The sequence below is a fragment of the Priestia sp. FSL H7-0729 genome (assembly GCF_038005685.1).
Classification (GTDB): domain Bacteria; phylum Bacillota; class Bacilli; order Paenibacillales; family Paenibacillaceae; genus Paenibacillus.
In genome coordinates, this window is sequence record NZ_JBBOTQ010000024.1 from 22,203 (window position 1) to 42,320 (window position 20,118).

The 20,118-nt window shown below is 45.8% G+C and carries 20 protein-coding genes; 14 read left to right on the plus strand and 6 right to left on the minus strand.

The features are described 5' to 3' along the window. Window positions 1-14: 14 nt before the first annotated feature. The 4 genes from MHH93_RS27345 to MHH93_RS27360 all read left to right on the plus strand — a co-directional run bounded on the left by MHH93_RS27345 (window position 15) and on the right by MHH93_RS27360 (window position 5,271). The gene (locus MHH93_RS27345; RefSeq protein WP_500056609.1) at window positions 15-1,316 is read left to right on the plus strand and encodes an insulinase family protein; all 1,302 of its coding nucleotides are present in this window, start codon (window positions 15-17) and stop codon (window positions 1,314-1,316) included. A gap of 15 nt (window positions 1,317-1,331) precedes the next feature. Next, the gene (locus tag MHH93_RS27350) at window positions 1,332-2,549 is read left to right on the plus strand and encodes a M16 family metallopeptidase (RefSeq protein ID WP_500056612.1); all 1,218 of its coding nucleotides are present in this window, start codon (window positions 1,332-1,334) and stop codon (window positions 2,547-2,549) included. Between the two features lie 29 nt (window positions 2,550-2,578). After that, window positions 2,579-3,340 (plus strand): 4'-phosphopantetheinyl transferase family protein, encoded by a 762-nt coding sequence (locus MHH93_RS27355; protein WP_500056613.1) that lies wholly within the window; start codon window positions 2,579-2,581, stop codon window positions 3,338-3,340. 119 nt (window positions 3,341-3,459) lie between these two features. Beyond that, on the plus strand, window positions 3,460-5,271 hold the full coding sequence (locus MHH93_RS27360) for a S9 family peptidase (protein WP_500056615.1): 1,812 nt from the start codon (window positions 3,460-3,462) through the stop codon (window positions 5,269-5,271). Window positions 5,272-5,435: 164 nt separating this feature from the next. Here the strand turns inward: MHH93_RS27360 and MHH93_RS27365 are convergent, their stop codons facing one another. Beyond that, window positions 5,436-6,473 carry a phosphotransferase family protein gene (locus tag MHH93_RS27365; RefSeq protein WP_500056616.1) on the minus strand — a complete coding sequence of 346 codons (1,038 nt, stop codon included), beginning with the start codon at window positions 6,471-6,473 and terminating at the stop codon, window positions 5,436-5,438. Between the two features lie 21 nt (window positions 6,474-6,494). Beyond that, window positions 6,495-7,469, minus strand: coding sequence for an SMI1/KNR4 family protein (locus MHH93_RS27370; protein WP_500056618.1), 975 nt, complete (start codon window positions 7,467-7,469; stop codon window positions 6,495-6,497). Window positions 7,470-7,683: 214 nt separating this feature from the next. Between MHH93_RS27370 and MHH93_RS27375 the strand changes: the two genes are divergently transcribed. Then, entirely contained in the window at window positions 7,684-8,391 is a 708-nt protein-coding gene (locus MHH93_RS27375) for a MerR family transcriptional regulator (protein WP_500056619.1), read from the plus strand. Then, the gene (locus MHH93_RS27380) at window positions 8,366-8,770 is read left to right on the plus strand and encodes a hypothetical protein (RefSeq protein WP_500056621.1); all 405 of its coding nucleotides are present in this window, start codon (window positions 8,366-8,368) and stop codon (window positions 8,768-8,770) included. The genes MHH93_RS27375 and MHH93_RS27380 overlap by 26 nt, the downstream gene beginning before the upstream one ends. 111 nt (window positions 8,771-8,881) lie before the next feature. Here the strand turns inward: MHH93_RS27380 and MHH93_RS27385 are convergent, their stop codons facing one another. Both MHH93_RS27385 and MHH93_RS27390 read right to left on the minus strand, forming a co-directional pair. After that, window positions 8,882-9,913 carry a ribonucleotide-diphosphate reductase subunit beta gene (locus tag MHH93_RS27385; RefSeq protein ID WP_105601435.1) on the minus strand — a complete coding sequence of 344 codons (1,032 nt, stop codon included), beginning with the start codon at window positions 9,911-9,913 and terminating at the stop codon, window positions 8,882-8,884. Window positions 9,914-10,105: 192 nt separating this feature from the next. Continuing rightward, a complete protein-coding gene (locus tag MHH93_RS27390) occupies window positions 10,106-12,439 on the minus strand; it encodes a ribonucleoside-diphosphate reductase subunit alpha (protein ID WP_500056623.1) in 2,334 nt (777 codons plus the stop codon). A gap of 774 nt (window positions 12,440-13,213) precedes the next feature. Here MHH93_RS27390 and MHH93_RS27395 point away from each other — a divergent pair. The 3 genes from MHH93_RS27395 to MHH93_RS27405 all read left to right on the plus strand — a co-directional run bounded on the left by MHH93_RS27395 (window position 13,214) and on the right by MHH93_RS27405 (window position 15,391). Beyond that, on the plus strand, window positions 13,214-13,540 hold the full coding sequence (locus MHH93_RS27395) for an MTH1187 family thiamine-binding protein (protein WP_500056624.1): 327 nt from the start codon (window positions 13,214-13,216) through the stop codon (window positions 13,538-13,540). Between the two features lie 221 nt (window positions 13,541-13,761). Continuing rightward, on the plus strand, window positions 13,762-14,133 hold the full coding sequence (locus MHH93_RS27400; RefSeq protein WP_500056626.1) for a hypothetical protein: 372 nt from the start codon (window positions 13,762-13,764) through the stop codon (window positions 14,131-14,133). Window positions 14,134-14,158: 25 nt separating this feature from the next. Then, window positions 14,159-15,391, plus strand: a complete 1,233-nt coding sequence (locus tag MHH93_RS27405; RefSeq protein ID WP_500056627.1) for a hypothetical protein — start codon at window positions 14,159-14,161, stop codon at window positions 15,389-15,391. 86 nt (window positions 15,392-15,477) lie between these two features. On the opposite strand, the gene MHH93_RS27410 is transcribed toward MHH93_RS27405, so the two are convergent. Both MHH93_RS27410 and MHH93_RS27415 read right to left on the minus strand, forming a co-directional pair. Further along, window positions 15,478-16,602, minus strand: coding sequence for a hypothetical protein (locus tag MHH93_RS27410; protein WP_500056629.1), 1,125 nt, complete (start codon window positions 16,600-16,602; stop codon window positions 15,478-15,480). 60 nt (window positions 16,603-16,662) lie between these two features. Continuing rightward, window positions 16,663-17,052: a helix-turn-helix domain-containing protein gene (locus MHH93_RS27415; protein ID WP_500056630.1), complete on the minus strand. Its 390-nt coding sequence runs from the start codon at window positions 17,050-17,052 to the stop codon at window positions 16,663-16,665. A gap of 352 nt (window positions 17,053-17,404) precedes the next feature. Here MHH93_RS27415 and MHH93_RS27420 point away from each other — a divergent pair, with 352 nt between their 5' ends. The 5 genes from MHH93_RS27420 to MHH93_RS27440 form a co-directional block, all read left to right on the plus strand. After that, on the plus strand, window positions 17,405-17,509 hold the full coding sequence (locus MHH93_RS27420; RefSeq protein ID WP_017690880.1) for a hypothetical protein: 105 nt from the start codon (window positions 17,405-17,407) through the stop codon (window positions 17,507-17,509). Between the two features lie 43 nt (window positions 17,510-17,552). Beyond that, on the plus strand, window positions 17,553-17,660 hold the full coding sequence (locus MHH93_RS27425) for a sporulation protein YjcZ (protein ID WP_190945226.1): 108 nt from the start codon (window positions 17,553-17,555) through the stop codon (window positions 17,658-17,660). Between the two features lie 210 nt (window positions 17,661-17,870). Further along, a complete protein-coding gene (locus tag MHH93_RS27430) occupies window positions 17,871-18,182 on the plus strand; it encodes a hypothetical protein (protein WP_017690878.1) in 312 nt (103 codons plus the stop codon). A gap of 986 nt (window positions 18,183-19,168) precedes the next feature. Beyond that, window positions 19,169-19,765 carry an RNA polymerase sigma factor gene (locus MHH93_RS27435; RefSeq protein ID WP_500056631.1) on the plus strand — a complete coding sequence of 199 codons (597 nt, stop codon included), beginning with the start codon at window positions 19,169-19,171 and terminating at the stop codon, window positions 19,763-19,765. Then, the coding region (locus MHH93_RS27440) for a zf-HC2 domain-containing protein (protein WP_500056632.1) at window positions 19,762-20,118 on the plus strand (357 nt) is incomplete at its 3' end. The genes MHH93_RS27435 and MHH93_RS27440, both read left to right, overlap by 4 nt.

Sequence of the window (20,118 nt, forward strand, 5' to 3'; positions counted from 1 at the left end):
GAGGAGGAGTGGGGATGCAGTCTTTTACAACCGAGCGGCGGAACAATCTGTCGGTACATGTGCTGCCAACACAACAGTATGCCAATCATTACGTGCAGATCAATCTGATCAATGCACGGAAAATCATACCCGCAGCAATATTTGTCATGATAGTCCGCTTGTTAATGAACAGCTGTCGTCGCTTTCCATCGAACAGGTTGCTTCAACAACATGTATGGTCCCTGTATGGTGCAGAACTGACCTGTCATTTTGATTACAAAGGCGATACTCAGATTGCAGCGATCACGATGCGCATACCTCGTGTAACAGATGATAAGTTAATAGCCGGAACACAGATTGAAACCATACATAGCGCTGTGCAGTTACTCGCAGACATGTTGTATGACCCAGCGATTGATGATCAAGGCATGTTCGAAGAAATGCAAGTACAGGAGGAAATGGCTTGGACCGAACATCATATCGCGCATGATGGAACGGATTGGGACAAGGTAGTGCAAAGTCGTTGTCTGGAATGGATGGGATATGAAGGGCAGAACCGCCAATCGGCTCTGGACGAACTCCGGCATTCTGTCGTATCTCATAAGTTACATCAGTACTATCAGACATTACTCCGTAATCCGATCCATGTTCATGTTCTTGGCGATATTCATCCCGGACGGATGATGGATCTGATCTGGGAACAATTTGGATGTGGGTTCACACCGGATTCGAGAGAGGAAGAAGTGGAGGAACGACAAGGTAATCCTGGCGAGTCACGTGAGGCTGAAGCAATGATGATGGAATTGTTGGACATTCACCAGTGCAAAATCAATGTTACTTATCGTACAGGTATTCGATATGGTTCTGCTCTATATCCGGCTTTGTTTGTATTCCATACCTTATTTGGAGCGACACCCGCGTCCCGGTTGCAGGTTGGATTACGTGAACGTTCCCCGTTGGTATATCAGGTTATCAGCACACTGGATGATTTTAGGGAAACACTCTACATCACAACGGGCACCAGCAGTGCTAACGTGACGGATGTTCTCGAAGGCATTGATACGGAATGGAAGAGAATCTGTGACGGAGATGTATCCGAGAGGGAGTTATATATCGCTGTGCAGAATGTGATGCATTATGTTCAGGTCGGATTCGATCTGCCACATCAGGTCATTACAAATCATATGGATCAGATGTTGAGCGATAGTCAGATGTCTACTGCACAGTTCCTTAAGGAGATAGCAGAAGTGACTCCGGAAAGGGTGGCTTCCGTTGCTACCAAGTTGAGAAAAGAAGTCACGTGGATTCTGTACCCTGAGAGTGAATATTCCGCATAGTACAGGAGGGGAATCATGAATAGTACCACATTCAATTCATATGTCTGCAAGCGTTTATCCAACGGACTGAACGTGATTGTACTGCCACAACCCAAGTACAATCATACGTTTGTATCCTGTTCTGTGCCTTATGGGTCCATTCACGATATTACGCTTGCGGGTACGGCACATTTTCTCGAACACATGATGTTTTACAATCCCGATGGTCAGTCAGTCAAATCACTTCTTCATGCCGAAGGGGCTTCAACGTCGGCGCTGACGCGTTATGATGTAACGACGTACCAACTTGCTTGTACAGGCAATCTAAGGAGCAGCCTTCAACTTTTTATGAATATGATTGCAACGCCGTACTTCACGAATAAACACATTGAGCGTGAGCGGGCGGCGATTCATCAGGAACTGGAGATGTACAAGGATCAACCCTCCTGGCTGGCTCTTCAGCAATTGTTACAGATGATGTATGGTAACGACCATCCAATCATTCTGGATGTGGCAGGCACATCAGAGAGTATTGCTGATATTACCGTAGAATGGCTGAATGATGCCTATACTAGTCATTATGCGGCTTCTCGAATGTCTGTGGCTGTAGTGGGTCCTGTTGTACCAACAGAAATATTCGAATGGTTGGAGAATTATCCAATGGCTCGATCCAAGATCATGTCCCCTGCTCCATTCCTTCAGCCGTTGCAGGAACAGGACGAGACGTATAAGGAAATGAGTGGTGGATCGTCAGTGCCTCTTGTCCGTTTTGGCTTTAAGGAAGAAAGGCCGGTTATGCAATTGGAGACTCAGGTTGCAACCATGATTGGTATCGAGGCTCTTCTGGGAGAGACTTCAACATTCTACACAGAGAGTGTAAAGTCAGGTTTGCTCGGGAAGGGGAGTCATTGGGATCACTATTACAGACAGGAATTTGCTTTCTCCAATGTCTGTGGATATTCCGTTGATCCCATTCAATTATACCAACGAGTTAAGGAAGAATGTAGTCGCATTCAGGACCGTATGCTCTCTTCCGAAGATATACACTATGCTCGGATGAAGTGGATCGGCAATCATTATGCAGATATGGATTCATTGAAAAAACGTTGCATGCATATCTCTGAATATGGCGTTATCGGGCTGAATTATATGCAAATGAGTGAATGTGCTATGAAACTGACAGTTGAGGAGATCGAAATGAACCTTAAACGTATAGCGAAACCGGATCATCTAAGAATGTCCGTGGTTCGTTGAGCAAGCAGAGTAGGGAGAGGGGTGACCTGGTGAAACCTGCAATTACAGGATGGAAGGAATCCACTGCACTTTATTTTGTAGGACATGAAGTACATATATGGACGTTGCCTCTTCCGAACAAGGGAGAGGATTTTTTGTCAGGCTTGGATACAGACACCTGCATACTGAGCCAGGATGAACGTGATCGTTTACGGAGAAAACAGAAACAATGCATGCATGATGCACAAAAGCTGGTTATGTCGCGCACATTTCTGAGAGAAGTACTGTCCATGTACACGGGTCAATCAGCGTCAGATCTTCATATTGAATATGGGACTTCAGGCAAACCCCATGTTCAGAGTGGACCACAATTTAACCTTTCTCATACGGAAGGATGTTGTGTACTGGCTTTAGCGGCTCATACAGCGCTGGGAATTGATCTTGAGCATGTACGTCCGTTGTTGCGGATGAGTGCTGTGATCAGGCGATTTATGACAGAAGAGGAGCAGTGTTATGTACTGGACCACAAGGAGGAAGAACAGGTAACGATCAGGCGTGTTTGGCAAGTTCTCACACAAAAAGAGGCCTGGATTAAGGCATGTGGTTTATCTCTATGCGGACAATGGCGAAATCTGAATACGATGGGAAAAGGGGGAGACGGGCATTACGTTGTGGAACGGGAAGGGCAACATTATAGTTTGCAGTCTTTGAACGTGGGTCCGAATTATTCCGCCACCTTATGCACTCCAGGAAAGACCAAACCACGAATAAGGTGGATGAATGTCGCTGATGATAAACGGATCCAAGGTTAAATAAAAAATTAAATCTTACATATCTATTGTCTAAACATTGGCATTACCTATAATATGGACAAATGGTACCTTAATTTACCAATGTTAAATTCATTGGTTCAATTCCAAGGAGGTTTGTCATGATTCAGTTCCCTAAACCGGATGTCGAGCAATATTTTCAGACGTACCGCATTTCGCATTTTGCCGTATCGGCAGACGAGAAACGGTTGTTCATGGACAGTAACCTGAACGGTCAGCCGAATATTTGGGCAATGGATCTACCTGGAGGATACCCGTATCCTTTAACGTACTTGAATCAGAGCAGTCAATTTATTAAGTCAGACCCGCAAGGACGTCATCTTCTAACCGCGTTTGATCGGGATGGAGACGAGAACTACCATCTATATGCACTCAAACCGGAAGGGGGCGTTCCACTTCCAATTGTATCGGCCGAGCCGAATGATCGTTGTTATTTTTCTGAGTTGTCCGAAAATGGACAGCGCCTCTATTATGTCACCAGCGCGGGTAATCCGAACTATCTGAATTCACGCCGCATCGATCTGGAGACTGGTGAAGACGAACTGTTATACAGTGGAGAAGAGGTTACGAGTAGCCTGTCTGCTGTAAGTCCAGACGAGAAGAGTTATGTCATCCTCAAAATGTACTCGAATACATATCAGACGGCACATCTGTATCGTGACGGTAAGGAACAGGTGATCTTGCCAGCCTCCGAACGCCATAGTCAGGTTTCCGATCTGATTTTTGCAGATAATAATCACCTTCTGTTCATTACCAATGATGACTCGGCATATTCCTATGTGGCTGAGTATCGTATGGATACCGGCGAATTCCGATTATTGTGCCAAATCGAAGGGGAAGATGTGGAGTTTATCCGCTGGCATCAGGCTTCCGAGACCTTATATTTCTGGACTCTTACAGGGCCAGAGAATCGTATGTACGTATTAGGCAAAAATGCCGATGAGCCTCGGCGAGTAGAGATGCCGCTGGATACGATAGAACAAGTCAACGTTACGAAGGCTGGTAATGTGTATATCCTCGGACGTGGAGCGATCCAACCGCATAACATTTATCGCCTAATGGCCGGTGCTGAGTCCTGGGAGCCGCTGACTGCCAATCGGGTAACGGGACTTGACCCAAGTGATCTCGTGTACCCTGACGTTATTCGGTATAACTCTTACGATGGATTGGAGATCGAAGCTCTCTTGTTCAAAGCAAAACCGGAGCAGGCCAATGGTTACACGGTATTTTGGCCTCATGGTGGACCGCAAGCCTCGGAAGCGAAGTTCTTCCGGCCGATGTTTCAGATGATGCTCGCTCAGGGCTATCATATCTTTGCACCGAATTTCCGGGGCAGTACCGGATATGGTGCGGAGTTCGTCAAATTGGTTGAACGAGATTGGGGCGAAGGGCCAAGACTGGACTGTGTTGCCGGGATCAACTGGCTGTTTGATCAGGGAATTACCTCACCAGAGCGGTTGTTTGTGGTAGGTGGAAGCTATGGGGGATATATGACCCTGTTATTGGCAGGTCGCCATCCGGAGCTCTTCCGGGCTGCGGTCGATATTTTTGGGCCAAGTAACCTGTTCACATTCCTTGAATCCGTACCTGAAGACTGGAAGCCAATGATGGACAACTGGCTGGGGGATCCGGTCCGTGACCGTGAACGCTTAACAACGGATTCACCGATTACGTATCTCGATCAGATGGTTAATCCGATGCTGGTCATTCAGGGTGCCAATGATCCAAGGGTCGTGAAGGCTGAATCCGATCAGATCGTGGCTGCGCTCCAGTCGAAGGGACTTGATGTGGAATACATCGTTCTGAATGATGAGGGACACGGCTTTTCCAGAAAGACTAACGAGATTCTCGTATACCGCAAGATGCTGGAGTTTTTGCAGAAACATCAGGAGTCACCCGTCGCACAAGCTTAAGTTGAGAATTCCATCATTGACTGAGGTATAGTGAGATGACAAAAACCGCCAGAGATCATTTGGATCTTTGGCGGTTATATCTGTGCGTCCAGATGTTGGGCGACATATATGGAACGATACATACGTTAGTTTGGAGGCTGCTACCTTGAGCAACCTGTCCAAATCTACTCATCCAGCAATGCGAGAATTGAATCAATGGACTGCTGAGCCCACTGTGCAAAAGGCAGGTCTGCCGCCCACGTCACTTTTCCTGTCGCTTTGGCTTCCCCCCACCACAAGATACGTTGATAGAGCAGATGCATACTGAGACGTGTACGGAAGTGTTGGCACTTCTCCTCATCTGCTGCGCAGATCAAATCCCGGTAGCAGCGAAGGAATTGTGCAGCGAGCTCTGGTTGACCCTCACGAACATACCTGGTGGATATTTTGGTTAGGTCGGCTGTACCGTCTCCGAAATAGGCGGTTGTAAAATCGAACAGTCCACTAATCTGCCACCCGGAAGAACGGTCGTCCACATGTTGAATCAGAATATTCTCAACCTTGAAGTCTCCCATGACAAAACTTGGAACAGCTTTGGAACGAAATGCCGGTTCAGCATTCTTGAATTGCTCGTCCACCCACTGAACATCTTCGTCCGTAATCACCGAGTACTGCTCCGCATCATGTAACCAGTGGCGAATGGTTCCGTACAACCAGTCCAGATAATCGCCTGCAAAGGAAACAATCTGCTGTGCTACAGGATCATATTCCCCGGCATCAGGCACCTTCCAGCGGTGCAGTTCAGCCAGAGTATGGGCTAACATGCAGGCGATCTCTTCCTGATCTTGCTGTGACAGTGAAGCCTGGAATGCTGGATCATACAGGTGATTTCCGGGCAGGCGCGGCATGATGGCATAACTCCAGCCCAAAAGTTCGGTATCTTCCTGTAATAAATAGGGGTCAGGGACAGGAATGGACGTATGTTTTGCCAGCTGTTCTACAAAGAACTTTTCTTCCTGTAACTGTCCTGCATATAAAGGATTGCCTTTCAGAATATACTCTCCACGGGAAGAGCGAATGAGCAGCGTCTGACCCATAACCCCTTTATCCGTTCGTCGATAGTCTTCAAGGATTCCCAGGCCAAGCTCATTCAGCGCATCCTGTAATGAAACTGCGGCCACTTCGCCAAGTTGATTGGAACCAAAATAGATACGGGTTGTCATATGGCCGGACCCTCCTGAAGTTTAGTCCTCATTCTCTTCGTCAGACAGGTCATACCAATCCTCATCGACCAATCCACGGATGAAAGCTTCAAAATTCGGCGCAAGATATGTAATCTCATAATCATTTTCCTGATCCACATGAACGACACAGGGTTCGCCTTCAGGGCCGCAGAAGCGATAATCCAGCATAACGATATCATGACCAGCGGATGGACAATCACATATCACAATTCCCAAGTCGGGATATCCCCAATCTTCGATCATGAACCGACTCCCAAACTCTCCTCCAAGGGAATACATCTTGTCCCGGCCGATCCCCAAAATACTTGAAATCTCAATATGGTCCACAGCCCAGGAGGTTGCTTCTTCGGTTGGGAACACCGTTCGTGTAGGTATTCCGCCGTTTTGGGTATGCATAAGCTGAATATAGGAGGCAGGGAGCTTATAACCCAATTCGTGTTCAAGCGATACAATCGTGGCTTCGTCAAAGGGAGCCGACACATGGTTGTCCCGTGCATAATCACTCTGCTTCCAGAATGTCGCTGGGTCGTACGTTCCTGAAGCAGCACGAAGATGGTTCAACGTGCCGCGCTGCTCCCATGCTGTAACATGTTCTTCATGGCGTTGTCGATCCCGCCGCATCTTCTCGGCTAAAGGTCGGATCTGACTAAGAAATTCAAGGGTGGATTCATCATGTGGCTGAAGTTCATCAGCTCTCTCAAACGCCAATAGTGCTTGTTCATAGTCGGCGATATAACAGTACGCGTACCCTAAGCGATATTGCCAGAGGGGGTCGTTTACCCCTTGCTCCTCGACAGACATCAGTTGGTGAATGGCTTCGCGGTAACGTGAATCATTGTTATAGGCTCTGGCGAGTTGACCAATGAGCTCATAATCTCGTTCTGAGACGGGGATACGCTCGATACGTTCAATAATGAGACTGAATTGGTCCTGCTCATGCCACAAGTTAATTTGGTCCAGCAGTTCTCTTTCCATGAATAGACCTCATTTCGTTAGGAGGGATGTGAGTCTCCCTTCATTATATAATAAGTGTATGTTTGTTGGAGAATGTATAAATCAAGCTCTTCGTAGCATAATGTTTAAGTATACTTTAAGTTTGATTTTGTAGAGTTTAAGTTGTGTTTAACTTTGTTTGAGTATTATGTTGAAAGTTAAACTTTACTATCCTATACTAGGAGTGTGAGGTGAGATGGATATGGGAATCACAAGAGTTGAAAAGAATATATTTAGTCAGAACACGGATGAGATTGCTTCTGAGTTAGTTCAGAGCTTGAGCAATACGGATAATAGCATTCTACTTTTCAAAGTGCTGGCACTTGCAGTCAAAAATAATGCTGAATTTGTTCGTAGCCTGGATGAATCTATCTTTGAAGATACAGATATTTTTAGAGAAAAGTATGTTACGCTTCTCAAACATGCGTTAAGTCAAGCAGTGGATGCACCGACAGGCATTACAGACAGTGTTATTCCCTCCACTGAACCTGTACATTCTTATACTCCTAAAGAATTATCTGTTTTTTTTGGAGTAAGTATTACGACGATTTTCAACTGGATTGATCAAGGCCGTTTTATCGGGATTCAAAGAGCCGGGTCCAACAAACATAATCTCATCCCAGATGATACTACATATGTGTATGGATCAGGGAAGCGAACGACGATTAAAGACATCGTGACGATGTGGAAAAAGGAAGAGGCAGAACACCAATCAACATTGGAAGTCAGTGACCTGGATTACCACACGGGGCAAATTGCCTTATATGAAGATAAATACAAAGGGGAATTCCAACATACACTCGGAACTAAATTGAACTTAACACCTGAAGAAGAAACCGATGCACAAGTTTGGAAACACCATTTGGGGAGGCAGCGTCTTGGCTTTAAAGATACCGAAAAGTAATTTTCGTTTTATTGAGAATGATTTTTCAGATATTATTATGGAGATTCGAGATGGGGCCCAGGGTCTTCCAAACAGCGCTAGAACTATTCGTAAAACAATTGTCTTTACTGATTTATCGAAGATGTATTGTGTAGAGGAGATTGATCGAAACGGGGTATTCATCGAGTTATATTGGTATGATTGGTATGATGCTCAAAAAGAGGTGGTTATGAAATTCCATGCTCATTATCATCCTGATGAAACACCCGCTAGTATCACGATGTATGACCCGTTTCATATTCATACCACAGATGAAAGAAGATTGAGAAATGACAAATTTCAAGAATTATATACGATTCTTGAATTTATTAGATTAAGAAATATCTCTATCAAATTATAATAGTTCAACACTGGAATGATGTTGTACATACGAATTAAACAACACACCCTGAACTTAGGCATAGTAGCCACTGTTCAGGGTGTGCTGTTTTTATTTATATTCTATTCTTTATTACAAATCGTCAAATCCGTTATCGTCGCCGACTTTACCGTAGTTACGGGATTTTGCTTCGAAGAAGTCGGTTTTGGTTGCATTCAGTGCTTCATCAGAGAATGGTTTGATCCAAGGCATGCAGTTTACATCCACACCTTCATATGCTTTTTCCATACCCATCAGACGCAGACGTTTGTTGGCGATGTACTTGATGTAGTCTTCCAACTCGTTCAGGTCAATGCCGCGTACGTTGCTGAGTGTGTAATGTGCCCAGTTGGTTTCGAGCTCAACCGCACGATTAATGGTTGTGTATACATACTCCATGTTCTCAGGTGTGTTCAGTTCAGGGAAGTCTACCAGCAACTGTTTGTATACTTCAGCGAAGAAATAACAGTGTTGGTTTTCATCGCGCTGGATATACGAGATCATCTGGCTGGTTGCCATCATTTTCTGGTCACGTGCCAGATTGTAGAAGAAGGCAAATGTACTATAGAAGAAGATCCCTTCAAGCACCAGATCGGCTACCATCGCCTGGAAGAACGTCTGTGGAGACGGCTCGTCCCGGAAGTTCTGATAGATATCAGCGATGAAACGGTTGCGGTCAAGCAGGACTGGATCATGTTTCCAGTATTCGAAAATTTCCTTTTGCTCCCGATCCGATACGATGGAAGACAGGACGTAAGAGTACGATTGGTTATGAACAACTTCCTGTTGTCCGATAATGGCCGAGATTGCCTCGAGTGAAGAATCGGTAAAGTAACGTTTTACGTCACCCACAAACATCGTCTGCATGGAATCAAGTACCGCGAGCAGGGAGATGTTGATTTTGAATGTACGTTGCTCTTCCTCGTCCAGCTGAGCAAACTGGGAAGCATCTTTGGACATGGGAATCTCGTCTGCGATCCAGTGGTTGAGCAGCAGTACTTTGTACAATTTGTACATATGAGGCATGCGAATGTCATTCCAGTTCAGGATACCGGAGCATTCACCTTCAATAATACGGGTGGATTGGTTAGGGGCTTCGGTGTTGAAAATTTTCTGTACTTGCATCGTCCGTTCACTCCTTGAAATTTCATAATGTTCTGCCGACAGAACTTAGGGACATCATCTATATCAACATCTTGCGATGCTGTGATCGTGTTTTAGGCAAAAAAGAACCAGGGCAACGCCATTTTGCAATCAAAACAGGATGCCCTGGTGGTCATCGTGAATCTAGTCAGCTTTCTTTATCACGGATACAACTTAGCTTGCGCAAGAATCGCATTCTTCAATGGTTAATGCCCGGCTACGTACGTAATACGTCGATTTCATGCCGGCTCTCCAGGCGTGCAAGTGCAGTTCCAGGAATTCCGTTGCTTTGATATCCGGACGAACATACAGGTTGAAACTCTGTCCCTGATCGACGTGGCGCTGACGTGCAGCAGCCATATTGATGGAAGCATGCTGATCGACCATGAATGCTGTTTTGTAATACCAGATTGTTTTTTCGGACAGGTCCGGTGCCGGGTTGGCAATCTTGTATGTCGTTTTCTCTTCATATGACAACAGCTCATAGAGCGGGTCAATGCTGGCCGTAGAGCCGGCAATGATGGACGTGGAACCGTTTGGTGCAATGGCGAACATCCAAGCATTACGGACACCGTTTTGCTGTACTTGGGTTTGCAGTTCTTTCCACTGTTCTGTTGTCACGAACTCGCCTACGCGCTCACCTGACGTGTACTCGCGTTGGTCGAAGTAGTGACCACTCTCCCAATCGGAACCTTTGAATTTAGGATAATGACCTTTTTCCTTGGACAGCTCCATGCTGGCTTTCACAAGCAGGTAGTTAATTTTTTCGTATAGATTATCATTGTACGTTACCGCTTCATCGGACTCCCAGCGAATGCCCTCGAGAGCAAGCAAATGGTGAAGTCCAAATGTTCCCAGACCGACTGCACGATATTGGCTGTTGGTGTATTGGGCTTGCAGCACTTCGATGTTGTTAATGTCGATAACGTTGTCCAGCATGCGCACCTGAATTGGTACCAGACGCTCCAGTACATTGTGAGGCACGGCGCGTGCCAAGTGAATGGAGTTCAGGTTGCAGACAACGAAGTCCCCAGGTACTTTGGAGATCACGATGCGAGTCTGTCCATCTTTGGTTACGAGTTCTTCCTTTTCTACCACAGTGGCAGATTGGTTCTGCATGATCTCGGTACAAAGGTTGGAAGAGTATACCATGCCGTGTGCACTGTTCGGGTTCGAACGGTTAACGGTATCCCGGTAGAACATGTAGGGCGTACCCGTTTCCAGTTGGGATTTCATAACACGTTTCATGATATCAATCGCCTGAACCGTGATACGGGACAACAGCGGGTGGTTGACCGCTTCCTCATATTTCTCACGGAACGCGCCTGCGCCTACAGTTTCATCATAGAAATCTTCCAGTCCGAGTGCACGACCGTTCTCATCTTTCCAGCCCATCACTTTTTTCGTTTCGTGCGGGCAGAACAGACTCCACTCACCGCGGCTGGCTACTCGCTCCATGAACAGGTCAGGCAGACAGATCCCGTGGAATACGTCATGTGCACGCATCCGTTCGTCACCGTTGTTCAGCTTCAGATCAAGGAAGGCCAGAATGTCTTTGTGGAAGACGTCCAGATATACGGCAATGGCACCTTTACGTGTACCAAGCTGGTCTACGCTGACCGCTGTATTGTTGAGTTGGCGAATCCAAGGGATTACACCGGAACTTGTGTTTTTGTGTCCACGGATATCCGATCCACGTGCTCTGACTTTACCGAGGTACACGCCGATGCCACCGCCCATTTTGCTCAGGCGGGCTACATCTGTATTGGAATCGAAGATGCCCTCAAGTGAGTCGTCCACAGTATCAATGAAGCAGCTGGAGAGCTGTCCAGCCACTTTTTTGCCCGCATTGGACATCGTAGGTGTAGCTGCTGTCATATACATGTTGCTCATTGCCCAATAAGCTTCCTTGACGAGATCCATACGTTTCTCAGCAGGCTCCTGATGCATCAGGTACATGGCAATAACCATGTAACGTTCTTGTGGCAATTCCATGACTTTTCCATCAAAATCGTGAGCGAGGTAACGTTCAGCCAATGTGAGCAAGCCGATGTAATCGAAGAGCAGATCGTTGCGATAGTCAATGCACTCCGCAAGTTCATCAATCTGTTCTTTGGTGTAACATTCCAGCAATTCTTCACGGTAGATGCCTTTTTTCACGAGATCTACAAGAAGAGGATGGAATGCCCCATAAGGCTCGTCCGGGTAAGACTTGTATCTGCGGTTGGTAGCTGCTTTTTTGTACAGGGAAGTGAGCAGGGAACGTGCCGCTGCAAATTTCCAGTTAGGCTCCTCTTTGGTTACCAGTTCCAGTGCGCTCATCATAAAAGCGTTGCTGATTTCGTCTCCGGTAACTTCATCACGGCGGAGCTTGCTGTTTACCCCGCGTACCAGACGTTCCTTGTCGAGCATGTCCAGTCCTTCCAGGATACGGTCGGCATATACCGAGATGCGCATATCATCAAAGGCAAGCTGGCGGTTGTTCGGCTTGGTCACAACTTGTGGCATGAATATTCCTCGCTTTCGCATGTTTAAGAGATAAATTGGAGAAATTCTTTATATAAAGAATTGAGTGTCTTTCTTACGGTGAGAAAAAGAAATAGGTTACGTTTTGCGGACTGAAACGGCGGTGACAAGTTCATGTCTATATCGCTCAACTTGAGGAGCACAAAGCAGCACAAATGCAGAACATGCTCATATAAAAAGCATTCTCCCGCCTCTCGGCTGAAAATGCCCATGGATGCTCTGGCTTCCTTACTGTCTTAGAGTTCAGAATATCGACAGAGAAGGGTGCTTATGTAAGCTTTTGTCTATATGCAGATGTGCCTGTAGTTTGAGGATACCGGATGCAGTCCAAACAGCCCCGTTAACCTCTATGTCAACTCTGTATCGAGAAAGCGATTTACACCTACAGGGACGTGCCTTTGGAGGTGAATTCATCCTGTTATTCACGAGAATGCAGAAGGTGACTATTAGAAGCGGAGAAATCTAGCGTTACTACATTTTGTAGCTGTTCACATACTTTAACCCAACATATTGTGTTTGTAAAGTGGGCAGAACCAGTGAAACGTAATTCCGAGTATACCATTTAAGCCAGGAATCCGCAAAGGAAAAGGACTGGAAGATTTGAAGATTTATCAAAAAAATTTTTTGGACATTTTGAATGACGTGTTCACGTCAGTTTGAATTGTAACGCATTCAACTGGTAGAATAAAAATAGTCAAAAATCGACTAAAATTAGCGGCAGCGGTTGTTCACGGGGCCCAGAGGAGGCGGAGCAAAATGGCAATAGCAGAAGTGACGGTCATTCCAATCGGAACGGGTACAACGAGTCTAAGCAGTTATGTGGCGGACATGCAAAAAGTATTGGAACATCAGCGGGGCATTACATATCAGTTGACTTCCATGAGCACCATTATTGAGGGACCGCTTAACGAGATCTTTACAGCAATTGCTGCTCTGCATGAAGCGCCGTTTCTGTCGGGAGCTCAGCGTGTGTCCACATCTGTCAAGATCGACGACCGTCGTGATAAACCGGACGCCTCAAGTATACAGAAGTTACAATCGGTTCAGGATAAACTGACATCACTTCATGTAAAACCAAATTAACAGAGCATGGTGTCTACGAATAAATTAATCTGATATCACTAATGCAAGTCCCATACGGGGCTTGCATTTTTTCGTTTAATTATACTTTTCGAACTTTGTCGATCACTAAAGGATTCTCTCAAAACATGGTATATTCTGCCGTGTCTTTTTTGAGGCATTTACATATTTTACAGTATACTGTCAGGCTGTGTCGGCGGCGGTATAGAGGAAAGGAGGAATTTATGATGCCTTATAGTACAGGTCTTCTCTATAACTCTCCAACGGGAGGAGACCGTGCCACGCAATTAATTGTGACCTGCTTGAACGATTCTCTCAATATTTCAACCAATATCGAACTTCAGGTCTTTCGTTGGGATACTTCCCAGACGGCCCGTATTCCAATCGGTCATGATCTGTTCCAGTTAGGCCCCCAAGTGTCCAGAACCTTGTTGTATACACTGAATACAGCGGATTATTTTGAGGTGCAAAGTGACTTTTTCAGTGCAACCAGCACGCTTATTCAGGCTTATAGTTTGGACTCCGTGGGCAATGTTACACAGCGTGTGCTGCAATCGGAGATGGTATGGATCGACCGATTTACCAATATTCCATAAATTCATCAGACGGAGGTGAATGCAGATGCCGATTGTAAATATTACTGGGGCATTGGGAGGCAGCCAGTTTGAACCGTCGATTGCGGTGAACGAATTACTGCCCAATATCATGTGTGTTGTTGCCGTCGATACAAGTACCGGACCAACCAGAACGGGATTCTACCGCTCCATTGACGGAGGGCAGACCTGGTCTACCACGACCCTGCCGCAACCGTCCGGATATGAGGGCGCGGAAGCGCCAACGATAGATTATACCTTTCCAAGCACATTCATTGTGACGGTGCATGTATTCAATGGGGATAACGACGGAACCATTATCAGCTATACGTCTCTGGATGACGGGGTGACCTGGACTCCGCCTGTATTTGTTAACAGAGGTTATGGACTTATCGTTCACAATGACGAACCGCTTGTTGCCTGTGATCGTACACCAGGCAGCCCGTACCGAGGGAATGTTTATGTAGGTTATACTCCGCTGGCAACAGCGGCATCTTCAATCTTCATACAACGATCTGTCGATGTGGCATCAACCTGGCAGATTCCCAACCGGATCTCCAACCCCAGAGGCTTTCATGATCGGGCGACCATCGGGATTGGATTCACAGGGGAAGTCTATGCCGGCTACATCCTCACGGGTCCGGGCAGCGCGTATGCGTTACTTCGGACATCTTATGATGGAGGCGTTACATTCCAGCCGCCTATAAGTAATCAGTCCACACTTATTGCCTCCGTTGTGCCATCGCCGCAGGTTCTGCCTGTACCCAACTATGCATTTCGCGTTCAAACCAACCTGAATCTTACTGCGGATATATCGAACAGTGTATATAGTGGTACGGTCTACGCCGTTTGGAACGATGCTCGGAATGGCTATACGGATGTATTCATGTGCAGTTCACCAGATGGATTACTCTGGAGTGAGCCGGTGAGTATTACTGGGGCACCTGTGGGATCGCAGAATTTCTTTCCTTCCATTACGGTATCTCCATTTACGGGTACAATACGGGTCATCTATTATACCAACCAGATCAATGGATTTTTGCTGGATGTCTTTGTGGCAGAGTCATTTGACGGGGGGGCGACCTTTACCAACCGAAGACTCACTACGACCTCATTTAATCCAAACGGAAACTCGCCGACCCCGACAGTCCTCATCGGTGACTATATCACGGCTTATACCCAGGCACCCGATAATCTGGCTGCGGTGTGGATGGCCACAACCCAACCTACAGGCAAGTTGGATGTCTACTTTGGCTCGTAAGATAGAGATTTATCTCTAGATTAAAAAATAAGAAGGACCAGCTTAACAACCTTAAGCTGGTCCTTCTTATATACACATATAACAGTTTAATCTGCAATTACCAAAGAAGCACCAATTAAAGTGGCGTTGGTGTAACCACCACCAACATTTTCAAATGAGAAATTGGTAATTGGCACACCAATAACAGTAGCGTAATCGCCGTCAAGCAAGTCTCCGGTCGTCGCAGGGTATAATGCTATAATGTCGTTTCCGTTCTCATCCATGACATGAACGACAGAGAAAGTTGCTCCGAGAGAGCTATCTTCTTCCACTGAAATGACTTCACCGTTAACTTGTACGAAAGTATTGTAATAGTTGGCCACATTTTTATTCAGATGACGGGTCGTTACATTCGAGTCAACGAGACCCTGTACCTTTTTGCTCAGTTCTGCCGTAATGGCCGGGAATAGATCGCTATGTTTACCAATGAAATTGTAAGAAGCCTGCTCCATAAAGGCCGTGTCTTCTGTAATGTATGGAGTTAACTCATTAAAGAAATCGGCAGCTGATGTCATAACAGATGAATTTCCAGTCGTTGCAGTTGGTGCTGTTTGCTCCAGAGGAGCAGTAATGATCAGGGAATCAAGGATATCATTGATCTCGTCCTGATTATAAGTATCCTTTGCGTAGGTTAGCGTCATGCTGTAGAGTTCTGCATTGGTCGGAATCAGATACTGGACGAGGACAACATCTGTACCCGAGGAATGCTTATAGGATCCCTCCAAGACACCAGCACTATATTCTTTGTAAGGCTTGTTCGTGTAGCTGGTCTTTTTATAATCGGAAATGCCGATACTTGAACCGTTTTGTGTGTAATAATCAACTACATTATTGGCGTATTCTTCAGGATTGATTGAACCTGATGGGCTAGCCTCAATCGACATGTTAATATTATCTGCAAATGTGGCTGATGAGGATTGGTTTGAGAAAGCAGCTTTAATTGCTGGAACATTCATTTGACTAGTATCCACGCTTTTCCAGGATTCAGGATATGCAAAAGAAAATCCTTCTCCGCTATATGTAGTGTATTTTGTAGCTTTAGCTTCTGCTGAGACAGTTTCAGTTGCCTTGGTCGCTTCCGAGGTTTGGGTGTCAGCTGTTGTGTTTGTGTCTGAATTACCACAAGCACTAAGTAATGCGGTTAGTGCCAAAATCGTAATAAGTTTCTTCATAATGTCTAATTTCTCCTAATGTGCTTCCCATCGGTTGGGATTTTTTCTAAGGTCATCTTTTTATTTGGGATAATCAAGTTCAGTTGCTCGTGATTGCTCGCTAATAAATTTAAAAAACTGCCTGGTTTCATCCTTGAGCTGATCCGGGGCATGAAAATATTCTCGGAAGAAGGCTCCATGTACGGGGTGTTGCAGATAAAACAAAAGATGTTCATCCAGATCTGGGGTGACGACATCGGGATAAGGTTTTTTGGTAAGTCCAATAAGATAATCAGCGGTTGTTCCCAAAAAATTCACGAGGCGACCTAAAGCGTCTGGATCAGGTTTCCTGTGGTTGGTTTCATACCGGGACAATTGGACTACTGTAAGATTGGTTTGAAGTGATAATTCTTTCTGTGATAACCCCTTTATTTCCCGCAAGTGTTTAATACGTTCGCCAAGAGTGGGCATAGACACTCCTTTCTACTTTATTAGTAAAATAATAACATTAATAAAGATTTCAGTATTCATAATTACCAAAAAGGTAATTCGTCTGTATTTAACAACTTTAAATTTAATAATATACCATATTGGTATCCTCATTGAACGATAATACATTAGTTTTACTACTGTAACTGTAAGACTTATTTATAAGTAAATTACATTTGAATATTGCATTCAGACTTTAGAACTAATTCTGTGTGTATGTGCAAGAAGAGATTCGTCTGTTAAAAAAAGAGCAGCCCATTTTTGACCTGAGCCCGGTCCCATGTGTGATTGGTGCATATAGTGAACTGTACCTCAAATCAAAGGAGGGGTTTACATGAGTGGAGTAGTAGGTGGATACGGCGGCGCATGGACATCGACTGGCGCGATCTTGGTTCTCTTTATCTTGTTGGTCATCATCTCTAAAGCATTCTTGATCTAATAAACCGCTTGGACCCTAATATATTCGTAAAGGAGGGTTCTACATGGGCAACGTAGTTGAAGGCGCAGGATACGGCGGCTGGACATCGACTGGAGCAATCCTGGTTCTGTTCATCCTTCTCGTAATCATCACTAAATCATTCTGGGTATAATATGGCGAGCTCTGCCGGGCAACCGGTGGGGTTTTTTTAGTTGAGGACAAGCATGGTCGATAGACACGGATAAGATAGCAGAGGCGAAAAGGGAGAAGATTACTCCATGGCTAAACGCCCATTTTGTCAAAATGAGGGCCATAGCCCGGTCCAGAGGTAGGCAGAATACATAGCTTAGGGGTGTAGGCAAATGTTAAGGAGGAATGAACAATGAGCGAAGTAAAACCGAATTCACCGAACGGACAGGGACACGTATACGGACATATGGGAGGTTATGAGCATATGCAAGGATACCAATACACAGGTCATGAAATGCATGGGTATGGATATGGTTGTGGAACAATGCCAATGGGATATGGTTATGGATACGGACACCATGCCAATCAGGCTCCAATGATGCATGGTTATCAACAGGGTTGTGGAGTATCCTATGGTCATGGCGGCGGAAGCTGGGGGTCGATGGGTACGATCCTCGTACTGTTCATCTTGCTGGTTATTATCTCCAAAACGATGTTTATCTAAGTATTTGTGAGTGCAAGGAGACCTTGTTGATCGTGGAGCGTTACGATAGGGGCTCTAAATAAACTCGGAGTTTGAGTTCGATGTGGGGACATAACGTACCTATGATTCAGAGCGGGACAGCGTAGGATTTCATCCTGCGGTGTCCCTTTTTTATTAGAATTAAGAAAAGGAGCATTGGGATTGCTTTCTTTAACGAACTCCACAGGTTCTATTCCATGCATTTTTGTCATTTCATAAGTTTAACGAATCGTAGACGTCTTATGAGCGGAATTTGGGCATATTTGCAGCTTATCATCATGAAGTGACATGGATTAACGGGGCTGAAATTCGTTAGATTTTACATAACACGGAAATCATCAATATAAGGTGTGCAGGATTCGTTAGCGTCTGGTTAGCCTGATAAGCGGAAGGAGAGACTGTTCTGCTGAATGGGTGGTGTCTGACAGTCTGTAGACGATGCTGAAATGTGTATGTAGACATAGATAAACACCCGGAACCCAATTCCGGGTGCTTTGTGTATGTTTTCAATCTTCTCAAGAATAAGTGATATCCAAAACAACAAAAGCCCTACCTCTCTTTTGTCCTTGCGGCTCCGATGACCGCGCCAGTGTGAATGGGAACATCTTGTGAAACTCTGTACTACCGGGTTATTGTGATTCAGGTTCTTCAATCTTCATAGGTTGATTGTGCATAATTCGCTGCGGTCGCAGCATGAAGAAAATATTCCGGGGTTTAAAGAAGACAGAAATCATATGAGGTTGTTTGATACAACTCTTATACTATACCACAGGTTGTAATTTATTGCAATAAAAAGGAAAGGGCGAACAGAAAAACATGTTTTTCTGGTGGTCCTTCAAATCAGAAGCTGAAATGCTCGTCTGAAAATATACAGATTTTTTTCAAACTATTTCTCAATTGAGGTAATCCTCTTCAAAAGTTTCTGCGTAGGTTATAATAAGAGGGAAGAAATAGAAAGGGGCCCTCGCATGACTGAATCGATGGAGGACAGCAGGTTAATGCGGCAGATTGCGGAACGTGATGCGTCCGCACTGGAGCTTTTATATGACCGTTATGAACGGGCGGTGTATTCTTTTGCCTATCGGATCGTTGGCGATCCCATGACGGCAGAAGAAACCGTTCAAGAGCTTTTTATGCGGGTCTGGAATAATGCTGAACGTTACGATGCCTCACAGGGGAAGCTGACCACATGGATGTTTGCGATTACGCGTAACATTGCAGTGGACATGCTGAGGCGGAAATCGAAAGGGGCAGCGTCTACTTCGGTTGAACACGAGACACTGGCGGCCTATGCCGATGAGCATACAAATACGGAAGAAGAAGTGCAGCGTAAATGGGAAGGCACCCGGATTAAAGAGGCGTTGTCCCAACTGAATGGTGATCAGCAACAAGTTATAGAATCAATATATTATGCGGGATTAACCCAGCAGGAAGTATCCAGCCGATTCGGGATTCCGTTGGGTACAGTAAAGAGCCGTGTCAGGCTTGCCATGCGACAGCTTCAAAAGTTGCTGGCCGATGCTGAATTGCATCCGGACGCGGGAAGGGAGGGCATACATCCATGATAGAACGACATGAGGAGTGGTCTGATCTGGCACCGATGTATGTGCTAGGCGGACTGGAAGCAGAGGAAGTGGCAACGTTTGAAGCCCATATGGCAACTTGCGAAGCATGTCGCCAGGAGGTGAGGGAATTGCAGGAAGTGACTGGCTTCCTGCCACTTGCGGCGGAACCCGTGGCACCGCCGCCAGGCATGCGAGCACGTGTGCTGGGCAACGTGCTCGGACATGCGCAGGAGAGCGCCGAGGCGAAGCCGGCGGCTGCTCCTGCAGAGCCTGAAGCACCCGTGGTGCTTCAGGAGGATCTTGCGCCGCAGCACGCACGTGCGGCGCAGCCCGGGCCAGGCTTGCCGCCGGTA

Excerpts from the sequence above, each read along its gene's own strand:
- MHH93_RS27350 (WP_500056612.1), top strand. The coding sequence starts at position 1,332 with ATGAATAGTACCACATTCAATTCATATGTCTGCAAGCGTTTATCCAAC.
- MHH93_RS27420 (WP_017690880.1), top strand. The coding sequence starts at position 17,405 with ATGAGTGGAGTAGTAGGTGGATACGGCGGCGCATGGACATCGACTGGC.
- MHH93_RS27345 (WP_500056609.1), top strand. The coding sequence starts at position 15 with ATGCAGTCTTTTACAACCGAGCGGCGGAACAATCTGTCGGTACATGTG.
- MHH93_RS27365 (WP_500056616.1), bottom strand. The coding sequence starts at position 6,473 with ATGACAACCCGTATCTATTTTGGTTCCAATCAACTTGGCGAAGTGGCC.
- MHH93_RS27360 (WP_500056615.1), top strand. The coding sequence starts at position 3,460 with ATGATTCAGTTCCCTAAACCGGATGTCGAGCAATATTTTCAGACGTAC.
- MHH93_RS27370 (WP_500056618.1), bottom strand. The coding sequence starts at position 7,469 with ATGGAAAGAGAACTGCTGGACCAAATTAACTTGTGGCATGAGCAGGAC.
- MHH93_RS27405 (WP_500056627.1), top strand. The coding sequence starts at position 14,159 with ATGCCGATTGTAAATATTACTGGGGCATTGGGAGGCAGCCAGTTTGAA.
- MHH93_RS27435 (WP_500056631.1), top strand. The coding sequence starts at position 19,169 with ATGACTGAATCGATGGAGGACAGCAGGTTAATGCGGCAGATTGCGGAA.
- MHH93_RS27390 (WP_500056623.1), bottom strand. The coding sequence starts at position 12,439 with ATGCCACAAGTTGTGACCAAGCCGAACAACCGCCAGCTTGCCTTTGAT.
- MHH93_RS27410 (WP_500056629.1), bottom strand. The coding sequence starts at position 16,602 with ATGAAGAAACTTATTACGATTTTGGCACTAACCGCATTACTTAGTGCT.
- MHH93_RS27425 (WP_190945226.1), top strand. The coding sequence starts at position 17,553 with ATGGGCAACGTAGTTGAAGGCGCAGGATACGGCGGCTGGACATCGACT.
- MHH93_RS27430 (WP_017690878.1), top strand. The coding sequence starts at position 17,871 with ATGAGCGAAGTAAAACCGAATTCACCGAACGGACAGGGACACGTATAC.
- MHH93_RS27395 (WP_500056624.1), top strand. The coding sequence starts at position 13,214 with ATGGCAATAGCAGAAGTGACGGTCATTCCAATCGGAACGGGTACAACG.
- MHH93_RS27385 (WP_105601435.1), bottom strand. The coding sequence starts at position 9,913 with ATGCAAGTACAGAAAATTTTCAACACCGAAGCCCCTAACCAATCCACC.
- MHH93_RS27375 (WP_500056619.1), top strand. The coding sequence starts at position 7,684 with ATGGATATGGGAATCACAAGAGTTGAAAAGAATATATTTAGTCAGAAC.
- MHH93_RS27415 (WP_500056630.1), bottom strand. The coding sequence starts at position 17,052 with ATGCCCACTCTTGGCGAACGTATTAAACACTTGCGGGAAATAAAGGGG.
- MHH93_RS27400 (WP_500056626.1), top strand. The coding sequence starts at position 13,762 with ATGATGCCTTATAGTACAGGTCTTCTCTATAACTCTCCAACGGGAGGA.